This window comes from Desulfospira joergensenii DSM 10085 (assembly GCF_000420085.1).
GTDB lineage: Bacteria > Desulfobacterota > Desulfobacteria > Desulfobacterales > Desulfobacteraceae > Desulfospira > Desulfospira joergensenii.
Genome location: NZ_ATUG01000002.1, coordinates 860,871 through 879,837 on the forward strand (window position 1 = coordinate 860,871; position 18,967 = coordinate 879,837).

The following is an 18,967-nucleotide window of genomic DNA, read 5'->3' on the forward strand; positions in this document are numbered from 1 at the left end:
GATCAAAGCTCCAGCAACTAATTTTCTGCCTTAAAATTTGCCGTATCAAAGCAAAGGCTGCAGGGGCTTCAGAAAAGACATAAGGGGGGATTTTGTATGGGCTCTTGACGACTTGGAACGGTAAAAAGGTGGCCTGTTTGAGTGAAACGAGTTGCCACCTTTTCGTGGAAAGCCGCTTAGAGCCCGTAAAAATTCTTCCCTCTGCGGAGCTGAGCCCCTGCAGCCGGACTTGGGTACTTACATTAGATTCATCAGGTGGAATGGATAAGAGGCCAGCTCCCAGGCCGGGAGCCGAATAAAAAACCGCCTGTCCGGGCCGGACCTGAACAGGCGGTTTTACGGGAGGGTTTTATTCCCCGGAGTAGCTCTTAAGTTCCTGATTCACGGCTTCAAGCTCCTTTTCAAGGGCCCGGGCTCTCAGGGTCAGATCTTCCCTTGTGACCTGGGCAGGGGCTCCGGACCAGGGGGCAGCCCCCCGGGCAAATCCCCGGCCGCATCTTCTGCCCCGGCCGTTTCCGGCACCATATGCTCTCCCGGTCCGGACCGGATCCCGGTCACTGCCGGTCATGCATCTTCCCATTCCTCTTCCCGTCATGGGGCCCATGTTCTCCGGGCCTCTTTGATTGTATCCTGGCATGGTCATATCTCCTTATATTAAGATCAAAAGTCGAGGCAAGGGGTTTCAGGACGGTTGTCCCTGTCCGCGGCCTTTGCCTCCCTGGCACTGACCCCGGCCTCCCCGGCCCCGGCCGGTGCCTCCCTGGCATCTTCCGATACCATTGGCACGCCTTCCTCCGCCGGTGCCCTTCCGCGTGGGATCACCTTGGTTGTCGCATTGGCCCTTACCGGTATCCTTTTTTCCTGGCATAAGTTTCACCTCCTTTGATCTTTAAAGCTTTCTGCGGCCTCTGCGCCGCCTTCCTCTGCCCCCGACCTGTTCCCTCATCTCATAGCAGCCTCCCTGGACCGTGAGCCGTTTGGCCTGAACCAGGGATTCGGCGATTTTGAACCGGGCACTTTTCAGTATCCGGCCTACGGTCTGGCGGGATACCTCCATGACCTCGGCAACTCCTGCCTGGTCAAATCCTTCGTGGTCAATGAGCCGGATCACTTCAAATTCCTCCAGGGAGAGAATGATCTCTCCGGTTTCCTCGGCTCCCCGGGGCTGGAACCCCCGGATCCGGGGCCTGGCAGATATGCATCTGGGACGTTTGGGTCTGGGCATGAGCTCTCCTTGTTATGAGCATTTGACCATAATATAGATCCAGTTAAAACCGGTGTCAAGAAAAATAATGATCATTTGATCAAAATAAACTGGATTGAGATCCCCTTCTGGGAATTGCCGGCTTGACGAGCCGGTTATCATTCTTATTGCTATATGTATGGTAAACGAAGCAATTTTCGGTGATCTGCCGATGAATTTCGGCCGGATCACCGGATAGAACAACGGTTCAAGGAGTGACGGGTTTGAAAAAAAACGGAATTTTTTATCCCAAAGAATCCAAATCAAGGATCATTCTTCCGGCTGTCGTATTGATCCTTTTTGGGCTTGCCGGATGCAGTGCAGACAAAGACTGGCGAACTGCGAGTCGTGAACCTGCCGGAATCCTGCCGGACCCGCAGAAGTCCAGTGAAGCGGTACTGGCCGTGCTGGGAGCAGATGCCTGGAGCTGGCGCGGGTGGTTCGCCATCCATACCTGGATCGCTGCCAAGAAAACGGGTGAAAGCGTTTATACGGTCTATGACGTTGTGGGATGGAGGGGGCACCGCGGCAGGCCGGTATTGGGTGTCCGTCAGGACATTCCGGACAGGTACTGGTACGGCAGTCGGCCCGAATTGATCCAGTTGAAAAAAGGAAAAGGTGTGGACGAGTTGATCGATAAGGTTGACAAGGCCGCAAAAACCTATCCATGGAAAACCACGTATAAAGCCTTCCCCGGCCCGAACAGCAACACTTTTACCGCCTGGATCGGACTCCTGGTTCCCGAGCTTGAAATGGACCTTCCGTTCTCAGCCATTGGCAGCGGCTACGCAAAAAAAACAGATTTCCGACCTCAAGAATAATTATCTTGAGATAGACGTTTTACCGGTTGTATGGATCCGCCCGACGATCTTCTGACCAGGTCTGGGTGAAGACCCAGACCTCGGGGCTTATATCCCCAAATAACTCACCCGTTGTGTCCATTCCTGGCGCTGCATATGTTCGTGAAAATGATCGAGAAATATCGTTTCCAATGCCGACATGGATTTTCCCTGCAGGCGCATCATGGAAATTCGATTCATGATCTGAGGTTGATCCGTCGTAATCGGCATGATATCACCGTTGTCGATCAGATCCGCCACCCAATATCCGTCTACAATGCCAAGTCCCATATGACTCTTCAGCCACAGTATGGAGGTGGGCATATTCTGCGCTTTGAATTTAATATTCAAATTGGCCGGAATCCGTTTAAAATGATGCTTGAACCAACTTTTCAGTTCCAACCCGTAATCTTCATATGTTCCATAGCTGCATTTTTTTAGATTTTGATATGAATGATCCCCTTTTAAATGAATATCGTAATATTGTTTTGAGCACGTCAACAGCAGTTCCACCTCAAAGACTGATTTTGCCGTATATGCCGATAAATTGCCGACCAGCTGTCCCTTTTCCGTGGAACTGAAAAGGTCGATAAAGGCCATATCAATTTGTCCGTTAAAGAGCTGTTTCAATAATTCCACCGGGTTCCCGCTGTACAAGGATATTTTTACAGCCGGATATAATTTTTGAAATGCGGTAAAAAAGGGCAGGAAAAAATTACGGCTGAACTCCATGGGGCCGCCGATTTTGATATGCCCCATTGGTTTTTCGTGCCGGTCACAGATATATTTCACACCCACACTGAGATTATCCACAAAAGCCGATACGATTTTAAAGAGCTTATGCGCCCCGTTTGTCGGGATCAGTTTTTTATGCAAACGGATAAAGAGCGGCAACCCGATTTCATTTTCCAGCTTTTGTAAATGCTGGCTGACACCGGACTGGGTCAGGCAGAGTTCCTCTGCCGCCGCCACCACACTCCCGGTTCGGTAAATATGATAAAACACCTTTAATCGATTGAAATCGGGTAGCATTATTTTAACTGATCCTTATCTGTATTTTAAATAATTTTACTAATATTAATGGATCTATATAATTATCTCAAGAAGTAAATTGCAGCACCACCCTAAACAGATTGGTAAAAGGAGAGTAACATGACCCAAAAATACGATGCGATCATCATCGGTGCCGGCGTAATCGGAACCCCCATTGCCTATGAACTTTCCAAACTGGGATACAAAACCCTGACCGTGGACAAACAGCCCGACGCCGGGGAAGGCTCCACCGCCGGCTCATGTGCCATTGTCCGGGCCCACTACTCCACCGAGGACGGGGTGGCCCTGGCCTACGAAGGATTCAAATACTGGCTGGACTGGGAAAACTACCTGGGCAATGTCAAGGATGAAAAAGGTCTTGCCAAATTCATGAATACCGGCTCCATCCTGCTCAAGTCCGAAGGCCATGACTGGCGCAAGGTGAAAAAACATTACGATGCCGTCGGCGTCCAGTACGAAGAATGGGATAACGACACCATCAAGGCAAAAGTTCCCGTGGCAGATGTCCATAAATTCTGGCCGGTGAGACGTCCTGAAGATCCCAAGTTCTATGATGAGCCCACTGAAATGCTCGAGGGCGCCATCTTCTGCCCCGAGGGCGGTTATGTCAATGATCCGGCCCTGTCTGCCCACAATATCATGCGGGCTGCCGAAACCCACGGCGCCGAATTCATATTTAACGCAGAAGTGGTGGATATCAGAAGCGAGAACAACAAGGTCAAGGGCATTACCCTCAAGGACGGGACCCGGATCGATGCCGGTATCGTCGTCAATGTGGGCGGACCCCATTCCTACAAGGTGACCCAGATGGCCAAGGGGGTGTGGGAAGGATGCAACATCAAAACCAAGTCCCTGCGCCACGAAGTGATGTACTGCCCCTCTCCGGACGGGTACGACTACCTCAACGACGGGTACCATATGTCCGACGGGGATGTGGGCTGTTACACCCGTCCCGAGGTCGGCAACATGTTCCTGATCGGTTCCGAAGACCCGGAATGCGACAAGAGGGAAATCGTGGATCCGGATGAATTCTACGCCGGCAGGGGCGGGCACGGCAAGGACAACGTCCTGACCGATGAGCAGTGGAAAGCCCAGTGCTATAGATGGGCCAAACGGGTTCCTTCCCTCCAGGTGCCCAATCAGCCCAAGGGTGTGGTGGATCTCTACGACATCTCCGATGACTGGATCCCCATCTACGACAAGTCCGACATGGACGGGTTCTACCTGGCCATCGGAACCTCGGGCAACCAGTACAAGAACGCCCCGGTTGTGGGTCGGATGATGGCAGAGCTCATCGATGCCTGCGAAAAGGGTCGTGACCATGATAACGATCCTTTCCAGTATGACTTCAAATATCTCACACGGACCATCAACGTTGGTTTTTTCTCCAGAAAAAGAGAAATCAATCAGGATTCCAGCTTTTCCGTTAACGGTTAAGACAGGCGTCTGCCGGCCCGGTACCGGGCCGGCAGCACCCTGGGACTGCACTATATGCAGGCGGCATGGCTGTAAAGGACAATGCATATGGCTAAAGAAACCCACTCAAAAAAAGATCTTACAAAGAAAGACCTCATAAAATTTCTGGAAAAGATAGACTCGGAACGGACAAGACAAAATTTGCAAGAGGATTCTGCTCCGAAGAAAGAACTTGATGATTAAAATCGAAGGTCCGTTCTCCATGGCCTTGGTGTCAGAAATCAGTAGTTGGTGGTCGAAAAAAACATTCCCTCTGCTTGGCTGAAGCTCCAACGGCCGGACTTGAATATTCTATAATGCGGTCTTCCCTTCTGTCCGGGTATTGACGGGGCCTGCTGGTTTGGCTATATCTGCCGGTAAAGTCAATTTAAGCAAAATGGGCCCACTATGACCGACACCTCCCATATCGATAACCGCCAGCGGATCTGGATCATCGGGGCCACTTTGATGGCCCTGTTTCTGGGGGCCATGGATGCACTGGTCATCACTGCGGCCATGCCCTCCATCATCTCCGACCTGGGCGGACTGGACCTATACGCCTGGGTCTATTCGGCCTATTTTCTGGCCCGGGCCGTTTCCCTTCCCGTGTTCGGAAAGCTGGCGGATCTCTACGATACCCGGAAGCTCTTCCTGGTTTCCATCAGCCTGTTTCTGCTTGCCTCGGCCGCAGCCGGAGCATCCCCTTCCATGGCCTTTCTGGTGGCGGCCCGGGTGGTTCAGGGCATCGGGGCAGGGGGCAATTTTGCCCTGGTTTACATCGTGCTTTCCGATGTGGCACTGCCGGGCCGGCGGGCCCGGACCCTCTCCCTTGCCAGCTCCATATGGGGCATCTCCAGCGTGATCGGCCCAAGCCTGGGCGGCTTCATCGTTACCTGGTTTTCCTGGCGGTGGATCTTTTACATCAACGTGCCCCTGGGCATTGTCAGCCTGTTTGTCATCGGCATCTACCTCAGGGAGTTCCGGAAAAAGAACCCCGAAACAAGGCTCGATCTGGTCGGGGCATGCCTGCTGACCGGGTTCATCCTGAGCCTGCTCACCCTTTTTATTTCCGGGGGAAGGACCCATGCCTGGGGGTCAACCTGGTCCCTGTCCATGGCAATTCTGGCCCTGGGGCTGGGAATCGGTTTTATCTTCGCCGAACACAGGGCAGCAGACCCGATTCTGAACCCGAATTTCTTTAAAAGCCGTCTCTTCTCCCTGGGAAACGGGGCCGCCTTTTTTGCCAGCTTTGCCATCTTTGCCCTGTTTGCCTACTCTCCTCTGTTCGTCCAGGGCGCCCTGTCCCGGACCCCCATGGAGACCGGTCTGGCCATGCTCTCCCTGAGTTTGGGCTGGTCCATGGGCTCCCTGGTTCTTGGGCGGGTCATGCACCGTTTCAGCGAAAAACCGGCCGCCCTTGCAGGCGGGGCCATGCTTGTGACCGGAGGCCTCATGACCCTTGGCTTCACGCCTAACACAACCATGACCACCTGTTTTCTGGTCTTCCTGATCATGGGACTCGGCATGGGATTTGTCACCCTGTCCACCCTTTTACTGGTCCAGGGCTCCCTTTCGGACAAGGATCTCGGTGTGTCCACCTCTTCCCACCAGTTCTTCCGGACCCTGGGCGGTACCATCGGGGTGGGGGTCTGCGGAGGCCTTGTCACCACGGGACTGGTGAACCGTCTTGACAGCGCCGTTCAAAGTCTGCCGCCTCAATTGTTTCTCCAGCTCAAACAGAGTACGGAGAACCTTTTCAAACCAGAGTTCCAGGCCCTGCTGACCCCGGATTCCCGGGCCGTCCTGGAAGAGGCCGTGGCAGGGGGGCTTGGATCGGCCTTTTGGGTGGTCGCGGCTGCATCCATCCTCTGCCTGGTCCTGGCCGCCGCCCTTCCTGCCGGGGAAAAAAGGGATTCCCTGGAGAATTGAATAAATGTAGGAAATAATGGGGTTTTAAGCCTTCTGCATCTTTTCAATCATTGCGACGCCATTCTTGATCCCATCTTCATGACGGATTTTCTTCCCGATCTCTTCTGCTTTTTCCCGGATATCAGGATTGGATACTGCATTCCGGATGGCTGCGGCCAGTTTGTCAGCCGTCAGTTTTTTCCGGGGTATCGGCCTGCTGCCCGCCCCTAGAGAGTGAATACATCGTCCCCAAAAGGGCTGGTCTCCGAAAAAAGGTACGATCACAGAGGGCTTTCCCGCCCGCAGCCCGGCTCCGCTAGTTCCTGCACCGCCATGGTGCACGACGGCGGATACGCGGGGAAACAGCCAGTCATGGGGAGCCGTTTCAATTTTGAAGATGGTGTCCGGCAGGGTTTCCAGTTTCAATCCGCCCCAGCCCGTGGCGAGGATGCCCCTCAAACCGCTTTTTTGCAGAGCAGTTATCACGGTTTCTGCCAGCTGATCCGGATTGCGGCCGGCCATGGAGCCGAAACCGATATAGACCGGAGGTTCACCCTTGTCCAGAAAGGCCTGCAGGTCCTGGGGAGGCGTCCACCCGGTTTGTCCATCCAGAAACCAATATCCCGTGACCTGGGCAGTTTCCGGCCAGTCGCCCGGGCGGGGAAGGACAGCCTCGCTATAGGCATGGAGAACCGGGATATCCTGCCCCGTACCGGTCTTTAGAAAATTAAATTTTTTCAATGGCCCCAGGCCGATGTCCCTGCGGAACTCTTTGATATACTTTCCGAGAAAGATCCCGGTCAGGGAGGTGATGATCTGATAGCTCAGGCGATTGTACCATCCACCCAGCTTCAGGTCCGGCAGCGCGAGAAAAGGGCGCTCAGATGTGGGTACAAACATGGGAATCGGGGTTGCCAGGGCGCATCCTATCCCCAGTTTCTCTGCGATATGGGGGGCAGCACCGGCTTTGGGATGGTATAGGATGAAGTCGGGCCTGGCCTTTTCTGCAGCTTCCCAGGTTTCCCGCAGCAGGGCTTTTTGCAGGGACTGGGTCTGTTTGGCCAGTTTTATATTCTGCTTTACCACATCAAAGATATTTGTGGTGTTCTCCAGGAGATCCTTTCCCTGATCCGTATCGACGATCGACAGCAGTCCGTCTCCCAGGTATCCGTATTCAAGTCCATTGGCGGCAACAAATTCCCGGAAGCGTTCGCTCGTGGCAAGGGTCACACGATGTCCGGCATCTTCCAGCCCTTTTCCCAGAGCCACATAGGGCTGGACATCCCCGCGGGATCCATAGGTTGCGATGAATATTCTCATATCTTCTGCATAATAAATAGATTCACAGCCTCTCCGCTCATGATCATTGGCTGTACCTGTGTGCAAGAACCCAGTTTAGTCGGATTTTTTCTTGCCGGCTTTCATTTTTACGTACCAGTCTTCTTTGCCGTATAGCTTATCTGAACATTCAGGGCACATGCCGTGGGTCATGGATGCTTCGGAGTGATTCTCAATATAGGTCTCCAGGTAATTCCAGTTTCCCTGGTCATCCCGGATTTTTTTACAATAGCTGCATATGGGCAGAATCCCTTTAAGGGTCTTTATTTCATCCATTGCCTGTTTCAGTTCCTGGTTCATTTTGGCCAGGTCTTGGTTCTTCTCCTTCAGATCCTTTTGGGATTGATACAGCAGGATATGGGTTTTCACCCGGGTCAGCACTTCTGACTGTTCAAAGGGTTTGGTGATGTAGTCCACTCCGCCGGTTTCAAAGGCAAGGACTTTGTTTTCCGTATCATCCAGGGCGCTTAAGAAGATGACGGGGACATCTTTGATTTGCTCCATCTGTTTGAGCTTGCGGCAGACGGTGAATCCGTCAAGGCCGCCGGGCATCATGATGTCTAGAAGGATGAGATCCGGGACCAGGGTTTCGGCTGCCTGGAGGGCGGTACGGCCGTTGGTGATGGGGCGGACTTTATATCCCTGGGCAGAGAGCATCTGTCTTAATACACTCAGGTTGTTGGGTTCATCGTCTACGATCAAGATATTGGCGAACTCAGGGCTGCTCATTTCTGATGCTCCTTTTTTCGAAAAGTGCCTGCAGGGTTTCGAACTGGTATACTTTGGCACAGGCCGATAACCGGTTCCCCAGTTCAGGATCCGCAGTATGGATTTTTTCGATGGCGGAAAGGGTCATTTCATAGTCAAATGAAAATACAGCCTGCTCCAACCGGGTGGTGATGTCCCCGGGAATCCGATCCAGCAGCACAGGTCCCCACGGTTCCTCTTTTCCCCTTTCTCTGCCTTTGGTCGGCGGTTCCGGGTCTGTCTCTTCCGGAGAGACAAAGGCTGCACCAAGGTGGCGGGTCATTTTTTTTAACACCTCCTGCCGGTCTGCGGGCTTGGCCACAAAATCGTCACACCCCGCTTCCATGCAGGCAATCCGGTCTTCTTCAAAGGCGGATGCGGAGATGCCGATAATTTTCAGGCCGGGGTCTTGCTTTTGCCGGATTCGGCGGGTGGCCGCAAGTCCGTCCATCCCCTCCATCTGAATATCCATCCATACCAGATGGGGCCGCCAGTCATGGATAATCTCAAAGGCTGTTTCTGCACAGGGGGCTCCTTTTACCAAAAAACCGGCTTTGTCCAGGATGGAGGTCAGCAGCATTCTGTTGTTGTCTGAATCATCCACAACCAGAATCCGGTACCGGGGCTGGTCCGGTGCCAGAACCCGGTGATGGTATCGGCCGGCCCTGTCCGTCCCGGGCCCGTCAAACCGGCCGGCCCTGTCTTCTTTTTGGATTTCAATGGTAAAGGAAAAGCCGGAACCCTCACCGGTTTCACTGTCAAGGACGATGGTTCCCCCCATCATTTCCACCAGGGTCTGGCAGATGGACAGGCCCAGACCGGTGCCTCCGGGGGCCTGGCTGTCATGGCCGGCCTGCATAAAGGGTTTGAAAATTTTGTCCCTGTATTCCGGAGCAATCCCCTTTCCCGTATCCCGGACCGCAAAGCAAAGGCTGGATCTGTCCGGGGGGGCGAAAGGAGAACCAGAGGCCACGCTGACGGTAACCCCCCCTTTTTCGGTGTTTTTTATGCCGTTCACAATCAGATTGACCAGGACCTGCCGCAGCCTGGCCTTGTCCGCCCGGATAACCCCGGGCAGGCCCGGTGCAAGGCGGAACTTCAGGTAGAGGCCCTTTTCATCTGCCATGGCCCGGAGCATATCATCGATATGGGCCATGAAATCCGTAAGGCTGAATACGGATGCTTTGAGTACAATCCGGCCGGCCTCTATCTTTGACATGTCCAGGATATCGCTGATCAGGGAAAGCAGGTGTTCTCCGCTGCTGTTTATGATTCTCAGGTTTTCTTTCTGGGTCGGGTCCAGGCCCTTGTCGTCCGCCATGATCTGTGAAAATCCCAGGATGGCGTTCAGCGGGGTCCTCAGTTCATGGCTCATATTGGCAAGGAAGATGCTTTTGGACCTGTTGGCCGCTTCGGCCTGGTCCCTAGCCGCTTCAAGGTCATTGGCCATCCGCCTCAGGCGGCGGTTCCAATAAAGAACCAGCAGCAGAAACACAAGGCCTCCGCTTCCGAGTTTCCACATCATTGAATAATCCGGCTGATATTCAAAGGTGACACTGGCCCATTTGCTGTATATATTGTTTTGTTCTTCTGTGGAAATGCCGGCCATGGCCTTTTGCAGCAGGTCCCGCAGTACCGGGTTCTCTTTGCTGCACCCCAGGGCCACCTCCAGGTGATACGGGGTTCCGCCCGACACTTTCAGGGTGGTAAATCCCTCCCGTCCAATCACGTGTCCGGCGGCTGCCAGGCTGCCCACAAAGGCAAAGGCCTCCTTTCCCGCCACGGCCAGGAGTCCGTCTTTGACCCGGTTAACCTTTAAAATCCGGATGCCGGGATGGGCCGATGAAAGCTGTCCATGAAAGGGCCTGCCGGTCACCACGGCCACGGTTTTATTTTCTAAAAATGCCGGACTGCTGACATAGGGCACATCTTCACGGGTCACAATCACGATGGGAAAGCTCAGATAGGGATCGGTAAAGATCAGTCCTTTTCGATCCTGTCCGGCCGGAAAAATCCCGGTGAGAAAATCGATTTGACCGGCCTGGACCGCCCGGGGTACATCGGACCAGTTTTCCGAAGCCACAGGCTCCACTTTCACCCCCAGCTTTTGGCCGACGATCTCAAGGTAGTCCTCTGCCATGCCGCTCATCTTATTGTTCCGGTTCAAATATGTGACCGGTGGCCAATCCGGATCAAAGCCCATCCGAAGTACGGGATGGGAGGCCAGAAACGAACGCTCCGATTCGTTGAGCACCAGGGTTCCGGGCTGTTTGTTGAATTCCAGCCACTTGAGGTGAAGGGCCTGTTTTTCCCCCTGGGTGATGGCATCCATGCCCCTCTGGATGATCTGCAAAAGCATGGGCCAGTCTTTTCGGATCCCGATATAGAGCAGGGGCGATTCCACCCGGCCCCCAAGATCGGTCTCTCCTGCAATTTTCAGATTCGGCACCAGATGCCGGTTAATGACAAAATTGGTCTCTGCCATGGATCCGAGATAGGCGTCTGCCCTGCCGTAGGAGACCTGCCGGAGTCCTTCTGCCGCACTTTCCACCTCTAGGACCTCAATTCCGGGGTAATGGGCCTTTACCTGTTCCGTGCTGGCAAATCCTTTGATGCCCGTCAGGATTCGTCCCTTGAGGGTTTCAATGCTGCTGATGTCCTGCCTGTCCTGATGGATGACCAGGATATAGGGGGTATCGATATAAGACGTTGTAAAAAGAAAATGTTTTTTTCTTTCTTCGGTTTTCCAGATGGCCGGAAAAACATCTATCCGGCGCTGGATTCCCATATTCAATAGTTCGTCCCAGCGAAAACCGTTGATATACTCCAGCTTCAACCCGGTTTTTTCGGCGATGATATTCAACAGGTCAATGGAATATCCCTTTGCTTTGCCGTCTTCAGCGTAGTCAAAGGGTGTCCAGTCCATTTCGTTTGCCACCCGGACCATTGGGTGCTCTTTGATAAACACCTTTTCAGCCTCGGTGAGATTGATCTGTGCCGCAGCGCCTGAAAAGGGGAAGATCAATAAAAACCAGGCAATGATGATCATTGCTTTTAAATGATCTGTCGAGTGGCGCTGCATGGGTCGGTTAATCCTCCATCGGCGGTTAAAAAGGTATCATCTCACCTTCTCTGGAAAACTGCAAGCCGGTATGGATCATAGACCCGGGCGGGCCCTGTTTTTATAGCCGTTTTCAAAATAAAATCCCGGTTACCGTCCCGAGGAGCAAAGATTACCTGCTCATTCAATCACCGGGCAAAGTTTCAAAACAGGGTCGTCCTTCCCAAGAAGGACGACCCCGTGCCGTTGCCTCTCTTTTCGCTAAACCGGTTGAGAACCGCAACCATATGACCCTTTTCGGGTCGAAATTAAATCTTAAACCGTCCGACCAATTCGCTGAGATTTACGGCCAGTTGAGACAGGCCTTCTGCGCTATCTTTAACCCTGCTGCTGCCGGAGTTGATCTGGGCTGCGGCCTCGCTGACTTCGGCAATCTCACTGGTCACACTGAGGGCTGCCGTATTGGCCTGGTTTACATTCCCGTTGACTTCTTCAACTCCCTGGGCCGCCTGGCTGACACTATTGGCTATTTCAAGGGTGGAGGAGGATTGCTCTTCCATTGCGGCAGCAACCCCGCTGACAATCTCATCAATCTCATTGATCACACCCACAACGGTTTCAATCACGTTTACGGATTCTGCCGTTGTGGCCTGAACATTGGCAATCTTGGTATTGATTTCACTGGTAGCCTGGGCTGTCTGCTGGGCAAGCTCTTTTATTTCACCGGCCACAACGGCAAATCCTTTCCCGGCCTCTCCTGCCCGGGCCGCTTCAATGGTGGCATTCAGAGCCAGCAAGTTTGTCTGTTCAGATATATCGGCTATGGTTTCTGTTACCTTGTTGATCTCAGCCGCAGCCTTTCCAAGATCATCAACCTTTGATAACACTTCCTTTGCCTTGGATACCGCATTTTGGGTGGTCGTATTTCCCCGGGTCATATTATCTGTGATTTCCTGGATGGTCGCCCGCATCTCTTCAATGGCCGCAACAATGGTTTGAATATTTGCGGTGGTCTGCTCGGATGCCGCTGCCACATCGGTCATGTTTGTACTCATCTCCTCGGCGGCAGATGCAACGCGGGTGGATCTGTTCGCCGTCTGATCCGAATTTGAAGCAATCTGTTTGGAGACGGAAGATAATTGATCGGATGATCCTGAAAGGGTATCGACGCCGGATGAAATTTCCCGGATCATGGACTGGAGTTTCTCAATAAAGAGATTGATCCACTGGGCCAGTTCTCCCACTTCATCCTTGGAAGCTACATTCAGGCGCTTTGTTAAATCCCCTTCCCCTTCTGCAATATCCTTGATCATTTCATTGGTTTCCCGGATGGGGTTCAGGATGGAACGTACAAGAAAAAACGCCAGAGCCATGCCAAATACAGCCCCTGAAATGACAAACACAAGAATAATGGAGTTGGCGGTTTTCTCTGTAGACGTCATGTTTTGACTGATCCCGGAAGAAACCTGCTGCATCTTTGTCATCCCGTCCTTGAGACTTTTTGTCGCAGCACTCGAGCTGAACTGGGCCTTTTCCATGTTATCGGAATAGGATTCCCAGCTTTTCATATAGGCTTCGGCTGCTTCTTTGATCCCGGGTGTTGCCTTTTCGGCAGCAATGATCTCCGAGAGAAAGTCCAGGGTTTGCTGACTTCCGGCATTAAACATCATGTGATAGAGGCTGGCCAGTCTGGCGTGAATCATTGTTTTTTCCAAGGTGTTCAATTGTTCGATACCTTTGAAACCCTGGGAAACAATCTTGTTCATTTCCTGGCTGGCCTTGTCGATATCCTCCAGATAAATACCGGCACATATGATCATATCCCAGGGCTTAAAATACCGGGCCATGGTTACCTTGGGAAAGAGAGAGTCTCCTTTTCCCGGCTTTGTCCAATAGTACTCCGTTGTGGAAGACCCTTTTTCCAGGGCGTTTTTAACAAGTTCAACCATAAAGGTTTTTCCGGTTTTTTTGTCTTGTATTTTGCTGAAATCCATGCCTTCCAGTTCTGCTTTGGCACCGTGGGCAATAAGGGTATAATTTTTCTGGACCACGAAAAAATAATTATCCCCGTTAAAATGCAGATTTCGAATTGTCTCCAAAGTTTCTTTTCTGGTTTTTCCCGCAGAATGATTGAACTTTATGACATTAAGGCCGAGTTCCAGTATGTCGCTTACATTTTTATACGAATAATCCTTAAGGAATTTTTCACTGGCCGACATGATCCCATGGTGGATTTCGGTGCTTTCCGATTCAATATTCCGGCCGAAAATTTCGCTCATCTCAGCCGAAAATTTTTTAAGATTTTCCAACAGAGCCTTGTTGTTCTCGTGGGTGTCTTTCAGCCCGGACAAGAGTTTGTCATAGGCCTGTATGTTTTGTTCAAGGTTGTCAAAGGTGGCTGAATCCACACTTGACTCTCCCAGGGTCTTCATCTCCTGACTTACCGAATTAAAAGTTTCACGGATCGCGGTATAATCGTCAAGGTTGCCGGTCCGCCTGTATTTTTCCTGGTGAATTAAAATATTTTCCATGCCTTTTTCGATTCCCAGAACTTTCGAATGAAGGTGGACCACCGTCATTACCCTGTTCAAAGAATAAAAGCCTGTAATGCCTACAATCACAGCAATGGAAAGAATGGCGCCCACTCCTCCGATCAATTTTGTTCTGATTCGCAAATTTTTAAACATACCCTTTCCCCATTTATTGACCCCTTTTTTCGATTTCTTCCCGGTTTCCTTTGGATTTCATTTCCCCCGGATTCTACTTCAGGCGATTCGGAATTGTCTGTAATTTTAATTCATCCTAAGTTCTGCCGGATACAGCAATCAAATTCACATTCATTCCCCTCTTCCCCTGTCAGCTCTCCTCTTTACAGATCAAAAATGAAAATCTCCCAGGAGCACTTGCAGGGTGCTGTATTAATTGCTTTATAAGTAAAAGTCAAATGGTTTATGGCGTTTGGTTTCAATGATCCGGGGTTCCAGGAATCCTCATAACGTTTAATATTTATCGCCGATTTTTTCCCCTGTCCGCGGCTTTTTCCCTGGTCTGCGGAAAAATCGAGTACAAAATCAAAGGGATATCGAGTGGTTTTACATTCCATGGAAAAAGTGGTAGGGAATCAGTTGAGAGGCCTGCTCTGCCCTGCCGAGTCAAAGCGGAAAAAACCTGAGCCCGGGGATATGGATCATGAAAGATGGACCTGCCTGGAAAATCGTTTTAATTGATGATGAAGAAGATATCAGGGATGTGGTATCCATTGTCCTTGAAGATCAGGGATTTTCTGTGGCAGCCGCGGAAAACGGCGAAAAAGGCCTTGCCCTGTGCCGGACCCTGTCTCCCCAGATCGTGATCACGGACATCCGGATGCCGGGCATGGACGGTATCCAGGTGCTTCAGACTCTTAAAGAAGAAATTGAGGATATCGAGGTCATCGTGGTGACGGCCTTCGGGGAAATTGAGATCGCAGTCCGGGCCCTTCAGCTGGATGCATCGGATTTCATCACCAAGCCCATTGACGAAGGAGCCCTTTTTGTGGCCCTGGACCGGGCCCAAAAAAGATATACCTCACAAAAAGCCCTCAAGGACTATACCGGTTTCCTGGAAAGGGAAAAGGCAAAGACCGCCGAGGAATTGATCCGGATCTATTCTTTTCAGAAGAATCTCATTGAAAATTCCATGGACGGCATCCTGGCATGCAATGAGACGGGTCAGGTGGTCACCTTTAACCGGCAGATGGAAAAGATGCTGGGGTATAAAAAAGAGGAGATCAAGGGCCGGCGTTTTTTTCCGGAACTCTTTGAGGAAAATGGGGATCAGGCCCTGAAAAAGGCCATGGCCGGGCCTGAATTCGGAGGAGAGAACCGGCTTTTTTTATACGAAACCCTGCTGAAAACCAAGGCCGGCAGAACCATCCCGGTCCAGGTGTCGGCCGCAGTTCTGGAGGAGAGGGAGGAAGAAAGAGGCTGGGTGTGTTTTTTCCGGGATCTGCGGCAGATCCGGAAACTGGAACGGGAGCTTTCAGACCAGGCCGGTATCCTCCACCAGGATAAGATGATGTCCCTGGGCCGGCTTTCCGCCAGTGTGGTCCATGAAATCAACAATCCCCTGTTCGGGGTTCTTAACTATGTGCGGCTCATGATCCGGATCCTGAACCGGGGCCCCCTTGAATCCGGCGACGCTGAAAAGTTCATGCGGTATCTTGCCCTTGTCGAAAAAGAGACGGAGCGGTGCTCCACCATTATTTCAAGCCTTTTGAAATTTTCCCGGAAATCAGAGCCCCGGTTCGGGGAAGTTGACCTGAACGGATTGCTGGACAAGTGCATCCTGCTCAGCCGGCATAAACTTGAACTGAGCGGGATCGAGCAGGTTTCCCGGATAGACGAGGGGCTTCCCGTGATCCAGGGGGATTCAAACCAGCTCCAGCAGTGCCTGATCAACCTGATATTCAACGCAGTGGACGCCATGCCCCGGGGCGGCACCCTGACCCTGTCCTGCTCCCATGATCCCCGGGAGAAAAGGGTGAATCTCGGGGTCCGGGATACCGGGGCCGGGATTAAAAAAGAGGACCTGCCCCATATCTTTGAACCCTTTTTTACCACCAAAAAGGAAGGATACGGCGTGGGCCTGGGGCTTTCAACGGTTTCCGGGATTATCGAGCATCACAGGGGGAGTGTTTCGGTGGAAAGCCGGCCCGGCCATACCCTCTTTACCATCGGGTTGCCGGTATGATTGAGAAAAAGGCCATTCAATCCATTGACTGGAAGATCCTTGTCATCGATGATGAGGAGGATATCCGCCAGGTGATTTCCATTGTGCTTTCCGATGCAGGGTTTGAGGTTTCAACGGCCAGCGACGGTGAGACCGGTATCCAAATCGCCGGGGAGTGGTCTCCCCAGATCGTTCTGACAGACATCCGGATGCCCAAAATGGACGGGATCCAGGTGCTGGAAATTTTAAAAAAAGAGTGTCCGGATACAGAGGTGATCGTCCTGACCGCCTTTGGAGAGATGGAACAGGCGGTCCGGGCCCTGGATCTGGATGCCTCGGATTATATTACCAAGCCGGTGAGCGACGATGTGCTTTTCATCGCTTTGAAACGGGCCCAGCACCGGTATCTGTCCCGGCGGCAGAGCCGGGCCTATGAATTGGAAAATAGTGCCAAAAAACTCCAAAAGGGGGTTTCCTCCGGCAGCACCGGTACGGTCGCCCGGGACCTTGTCCAGGGGGCCATTGACGGAGCCCTGGCCTGTGATGAAAATGAAACCATCATCTCCATAAATCATATTATGGCCCGGATGCTGGGACGGTCCGAACAGGAGATCGTCAACCGGATGCAGCTGGCCGATATATTTTCCCCGGACCGGAAACAGAAACTGGAAAAGGTTTTGTATCACAAGGATTACGGTTGGGAAAAGAGGATCTCCCTCCATGAAACCAGCATCCTGGACCCCTCCGGTAACAGCATCCCGGTACAGATGTCCGTGAGCCTTTTAACGGACAACGGGAATAAACTGGGGATGATCTGTTTTTTCCGGGACCTGAGAAAGCAGATGATTCTCTGTGATCAATGGGTGGAGATGCTGGATCAGATCAATATCGGCGCCTTTACCATTGATGCCGGCCGGCATATCACGGCCTTTAATGCCAGTGTCCAGGCCATGACCGGCCTCAAGGAGTCTGATGTGCTGGGCAAGGACTGCCGGGAGGTCTTTTCCAATATCCACTGCCATGCCAGGTGCCCCTTTCATGTGGAGAGTGAACAGGGAGATGATGAGCTCTGTGTGGAAATCAGGGACCAGGAAGATGCAAAGCATCTGATCACCCGTCTTTCAACCCCCCTTTACGGTCCGGGAAACAGGGTTACGGGCTGCGTGACCATTCTCCAGGACCATGCCGCCCTGGCAGATTTGATCAACCGGGTCAACACCAAGGAACGAAGTCTGAAGACGGTATTGGACAACCTGGATATCGGTATATTCACCGTGAACCGGGGCGGGTATACCACTTTTTTCAATACAGCCGCAGAACTGATCTCCGGATACAACCGCCGCCAGGTTCTGGGAAGGCCCTGTTCGGTTATTTTCGGGGAGGCCAACACCACTGAACCGGAGCGGTTAAGGGAATCCATGACCCTGGGGGAATCCAGGGTTAATAACGAGGCTGAGATCGTCACCCCCCAGGGGGAAATCGTCCCTGTACGGGCAAATTATATCCCCCTGCACAGCGACCAGGGAAAGATCATCGGCTGCATCGCCACCCTCCAGGACCTGACCCTGTCCCATCAGTATAAGCAGGTGGTCAACAACCGGTATACCTTTCATTCCATGATCGGTAAAGATCCCCTGATGCAGAAGATATTCAAGACCGTTGAGGTGGTGGCCAAAACCGATGCCACCATTCTGATAGAGGGGGATACCGGTACCGGAAAAGACCTTCTGGCAAAGATCGTCCATTCGGCCAGCAAGCGGGCTGATAAACCCCTGGTCAAGGTCAATTGCGCGGCTCTGCCGGAAAACCTCCTGGAGTCGGAGCTTTTCGGCTATGTCAAAGGCGCTTTTACCGGGGCGGACAGGGACAAGCCCGGCCGGTTCCAGGAGGCAGACCAGGGAACCATTTTTTTGGATGAAATCGGTGACCTTCCCCTCTCCCTCCAGGCCAAATTCCTCCGGGTCCTGGAGGACAAGGAGTTCTATCCCCTGGGCAGCCGGAAGACCCGGAAAGTGGATGTCCGCATCATCTCGGCCACCAACCAGGGTTTGGAAAACCAGGTAAAGGCCCGTCGATTCCGTCAGGATCTCTTTTACCGCCTCAACGTCATGCATCTGGAACTGCCTCCCCTGAACCAAAGAAGGGACGATATCCCCTTGATCATCCGCCATATCTTAAGAAAACTCTGCAGCGCCAGGGCCATCCCCTCCCATGAGATTTCAAAGACGGCCATGCACATGCTCTTGAATTACGATTATCCCGGCAATGTAAGGGAACTTCAGAATATTCTGGAACATGCCCTGATCGTATGCCAGGAAAACATCATCGAACCGGACCACCTCCCCCTCTCCCTGCAGAACCGGTTTCAACGGACCTCTGATGAAAAGGCCGGTGAGACCGTGCCCCGGTCCAGGGATCTGAATTCCGGGGACCGGGAGGCGATTTTAAAGATGCTGCGACGGTACGGCTGGCATAAGACCAAAACTGCCAAAGCCCTGGGCATGGACCGGACCACGCTCTGGCGGAAGATGAAAGCCCTGGGCATTCAACCCCGGTAAAATCCCCTGCCGATAATTTTCGCAACAAATGTTGCATGGATCGATTTTGATGCGT

At 52.4% G+C, this 18,967-nt stretch carries 13 protein-coding genes; 6 read left to right on the plus strand and 7 right to left on the minus strand.

Annotation, left to right across the window (positions count from 1 at the left end; all coding sequences use genetic code 11):
• Positions 1 to 349: 349 nt before the first annotated feature.
• Together F608_RS0116315 and F608_RS0116325 are read right to left on the minus strand one after the other, a co-directional pair.
• Positions 350 to 637, minus strand: coding sequence for a DUF5320 domain-containing protein (locus F608_RS0116315; protein WP_022666722.1), 288 nt, complete (start codon positions 635 to 637; stop codon positions 350 to 352).
• 252 nt (positions 638 to 889) lie between these two features.
• The gene (locus F608_RS0116325) at positions 890 to 1,225 is read right to left on the minus strand and encodes a DUF134 domain-containing protein (RefSeq protein WP_027362829.1); all 336 of its coding nucleotides are present in this window, start codon (positions 1,223 to 1,225) and stop codon (positions 890 to 892) included.
• A gap of 242 nt (positions 1,226 to 1,467) precedes the next feature.
• Between F608_RS0116325 and F608_RS0116330 the strand changes: the two genes are divergently transcribed.
• Complete coding sequence (locus tag F608_RS0116330) at positions 1,468 to 2,064, plus strand: DUF3750 domain-containing protein (RefSeq protein WP_022666723.1); 597 nt, start codon at positions 1,468 to 1,470, stop codon at positions 2,062 to 2,064.
• A gap of 87 nt (positions 2,065 to 2,151) precedes the next feature.
• Here F608_RS0116330 and F608_RS0116335 read toward each other — a convergent pair whose 3' ends face one another.
• On the minus strand, positions 2,152 to 3,114 hold the full coding sequence (locus tag F608_RS0116335) for a LysR family transcriptional regulator (protein WP_022666724.1): 963 nt from the start codon (positions 3,112 to 3,114) through the stop codon (positions 2,152 to 2,154).
• 120 nt (positions 3,115 to 3,234) lie between these two features.
• On the opposite strand from F608_RS0116335, the gene F608_RS0116340 reads away from it, so the two are divergent.
• The 3 genes from F608_RS0116340 to F608_RS0116350 all read left to right on the plus strand — a co-directional run bounded on the left by F608_RS0116340 (position 3,235) and on the right by F608_RS0116350 (position 6,519).
• Entirely contained in the window at positions 3,235 to 4,572 is a 1,338-nt protein-coding gene (locus F608_RS0116340; RefSeq protein WP_022666725.1) for an NAD(P)/FAD-dependent oxidoreductase, read from the plus strand.
• 87 nt (positions 4,573 to 4,659) lie between these two features.
• Positions 4,660 to 4,794, plus strand: a complete 135-nt coding sequence (locus F608_RS37165) for a hypothetical protein (RefSeq protein WP_022666726.1) — start codon at positions 4,660 to 4,662, stop codon at positions 4,792 to 4,794.
• A gap of 204 nt (positions 4,795 to 4,998) precedes the next feature.
• Positions 4,999 to 6,519: an MFS transporter gene (locus F608_RS0116350; RefSeq protein WP_022666727.1), complete on the plus strand. Its 1,521-nt coding sequence runs from the start codon at positions 4,999 to 5,001 to the stop codon at positions 6,517 to 6,519.
• 24 nt (positions 6,520 to 6,543) lie between these two features.
• On the opposite strand, the gene F608_RS0116355 is transcribed toward F608_RS0116350, so the two are convergent.
• The 4 genes from F608_RS0116355 to F608_RS34955 form a co-directional block, all read right to left on the minus strand.
• Positions 6,544 to 7,818 (minus strand): glycosyltransferase, encoded by a 1,275-nt coding sequence (locus F608_RS0116355; RefSeq protein ID WP_022666728.1) that lies wholly within the window; start codon positions 7,816 to 7,818, stop codon positions 6,544 to 6,546.
• 75 nt (positions 7,819 to 7,893) lie between these two features.
• A complete protein-coding gene (locus tag F608_RS0116360) occupies positions 7,894 to 8,565 on the minus strand; it encodes a response regulator (RefSeq protein WP_022666729.1) in 672 nt (223 codons plus the stop codon).
• Positions 8,552 to 11,665, minus strand: a complete 3,114-nt coding sequence (locus F608_RS34950) for a transporter substrate-binding domain-containing protein (RefSeq protein WP_051148587.1) — start codon at positions 11,663 to 11,665, stop codon at positions 8,552 to 8,554. Before F608_RS34950 ends, F608_RS0116360 begins: the two co-directional genes overlap by 14 nt.
• Before the next feature lie 287 nt (positions 11,666 to 11,952).
• The gene (locus F608_RS34955) at positions 11,953 to 14,331 is read right to left on the minus strand and encodes a methyl-accepting chemotaxis protein (protein ID WP_022666731.1); all 2,379 of its coding nucleotides are present in this window, start codon (positions 14,329 to 14,331) and stop codon (positions 11,953 to 11,955) included.
• Positions 14,332 to 14,833: 502 nt separating this feature from the next.
• On the opposite strand from F608_RS34955, the gene F608_RS34960 reads away from it, so the two are divergent.
• Positions 14,834 to 16,375, plus strand: coding sequence for a hybrid sensor histidine kinase/response regulator (locus F608_RS34960; RefSeq protein ID WP_051148588.1), 1,542 nt, complete (start codon positions 14,834 to 14,836; stop codon positions 16,373 to 16,375).
• Positions 16,372 to 18,912: a sigma-54-dependent Fis family transcriptional regulator gene (locus F608_RS34965; protein WP_051148589.1), complete on the plus strand. Its 2,541-nt coding sequence runs from the start codon at positions 16,372 to 16,374 to the stop codon at positions 18,910 to 18,912. The genes F608_RS34960 and F608_RS34965 overlap by 4 nt, the downstream gene beginning before the upstream one ends.
• The last annotated feature ends 55 nt before the right edge of the window (positions 18,913 to 18,967 follow it).

What these genes read in the sequence shown, in the direction of transcription:
- F608_RS34955 (WP_022666731.1), bottom strand. Translation starts at nt 14,331, where the DNA reads ATGTTTAAAAATTTGCGAATCAGAACAAAATTGATCGGAGGAGTGGGC.
- F608_RS0116315 (WP_022666722.1), bottom strand. Translation starts at nt 637, where the DNA reads ATGCCAGGATACAATCAAAGAGGCCCGGAGAACATGGGCCCCATGACG.
- F608_RS0116350 (WP_022666727.1), top strand. Translation starts at nt 4,999, where the DNA reads ATGACCGACACCTCCCATATCGATAACCGCCAGCGGATCTGGATCATC.
- F608_RS0116355 (WP_022666728.1), bottom strand. Translation starts at nt 7,818, where the DNA reads ATGAGAATATTCATCGCAACCTATGGATCCCGCGGGGATGTCCAGCCC.
- F608_RS0116335 (WP_022666724.1), bottom strand. Translation starts at nt 3,114, where the DNA reads ATGCTACCCGATTTCAATCGATTAAAGGTGTTTTATCATATTTACCGA.
- F608_RS34960 (WP_051148588.1), top strand. Translation starts at nt 14,834, where the DNA reads ATGAAAGATGGACCTGCCTGGAAAATCGTTTTAATTGATGATGAAGAA.
- F608_RS34965 (WP_051148589.1), top strand. Translation starts at nt 16,372, where the DNA reads ATGATTGAGAAAAAGGCCATTCAATCCATTGACTGGAAGATCCTTGTC.
- F608_RS34950 (WP_051148587.1), bottom strand. Translation starts at nt 11,665, where the DNA reads ATGCAGCGCCACTCGACAGATCATTTAAAAGCAATGATCATCATTGCC.
- F608_RS0116325 (WP_027362829.1), bottom strand. Translation starts at nt 1,225, where the DNA reads ATGCCCAGACCCAAACGTCCCAGATGCATATCTGCCAGGCCCCGGATC.
- F608_RS0116360 (WP_022666729.1), bottom strand. Translation starts at nt 8,565, where the DNA reads ATGAGCAGCCCTGAGTTCGCCAATATCTTGATCGTAGACGATGAACCC.
- F608_RS0116340 (WP_022666725.1), top strand. Translation starts at nt 3,235, where the DNA reads ATGACCCAAAAATACGATGCGATCATCATCGGTGCCGGCGTAATCGGA.
- F608_RS37165 (WP_022666726.1), top strand. Translation starts at nt 4,660, where the DNA reads ATGGCTAAAGAAACCCACTCAAAAAAAGATCTTACAAAGAAAGACCTC.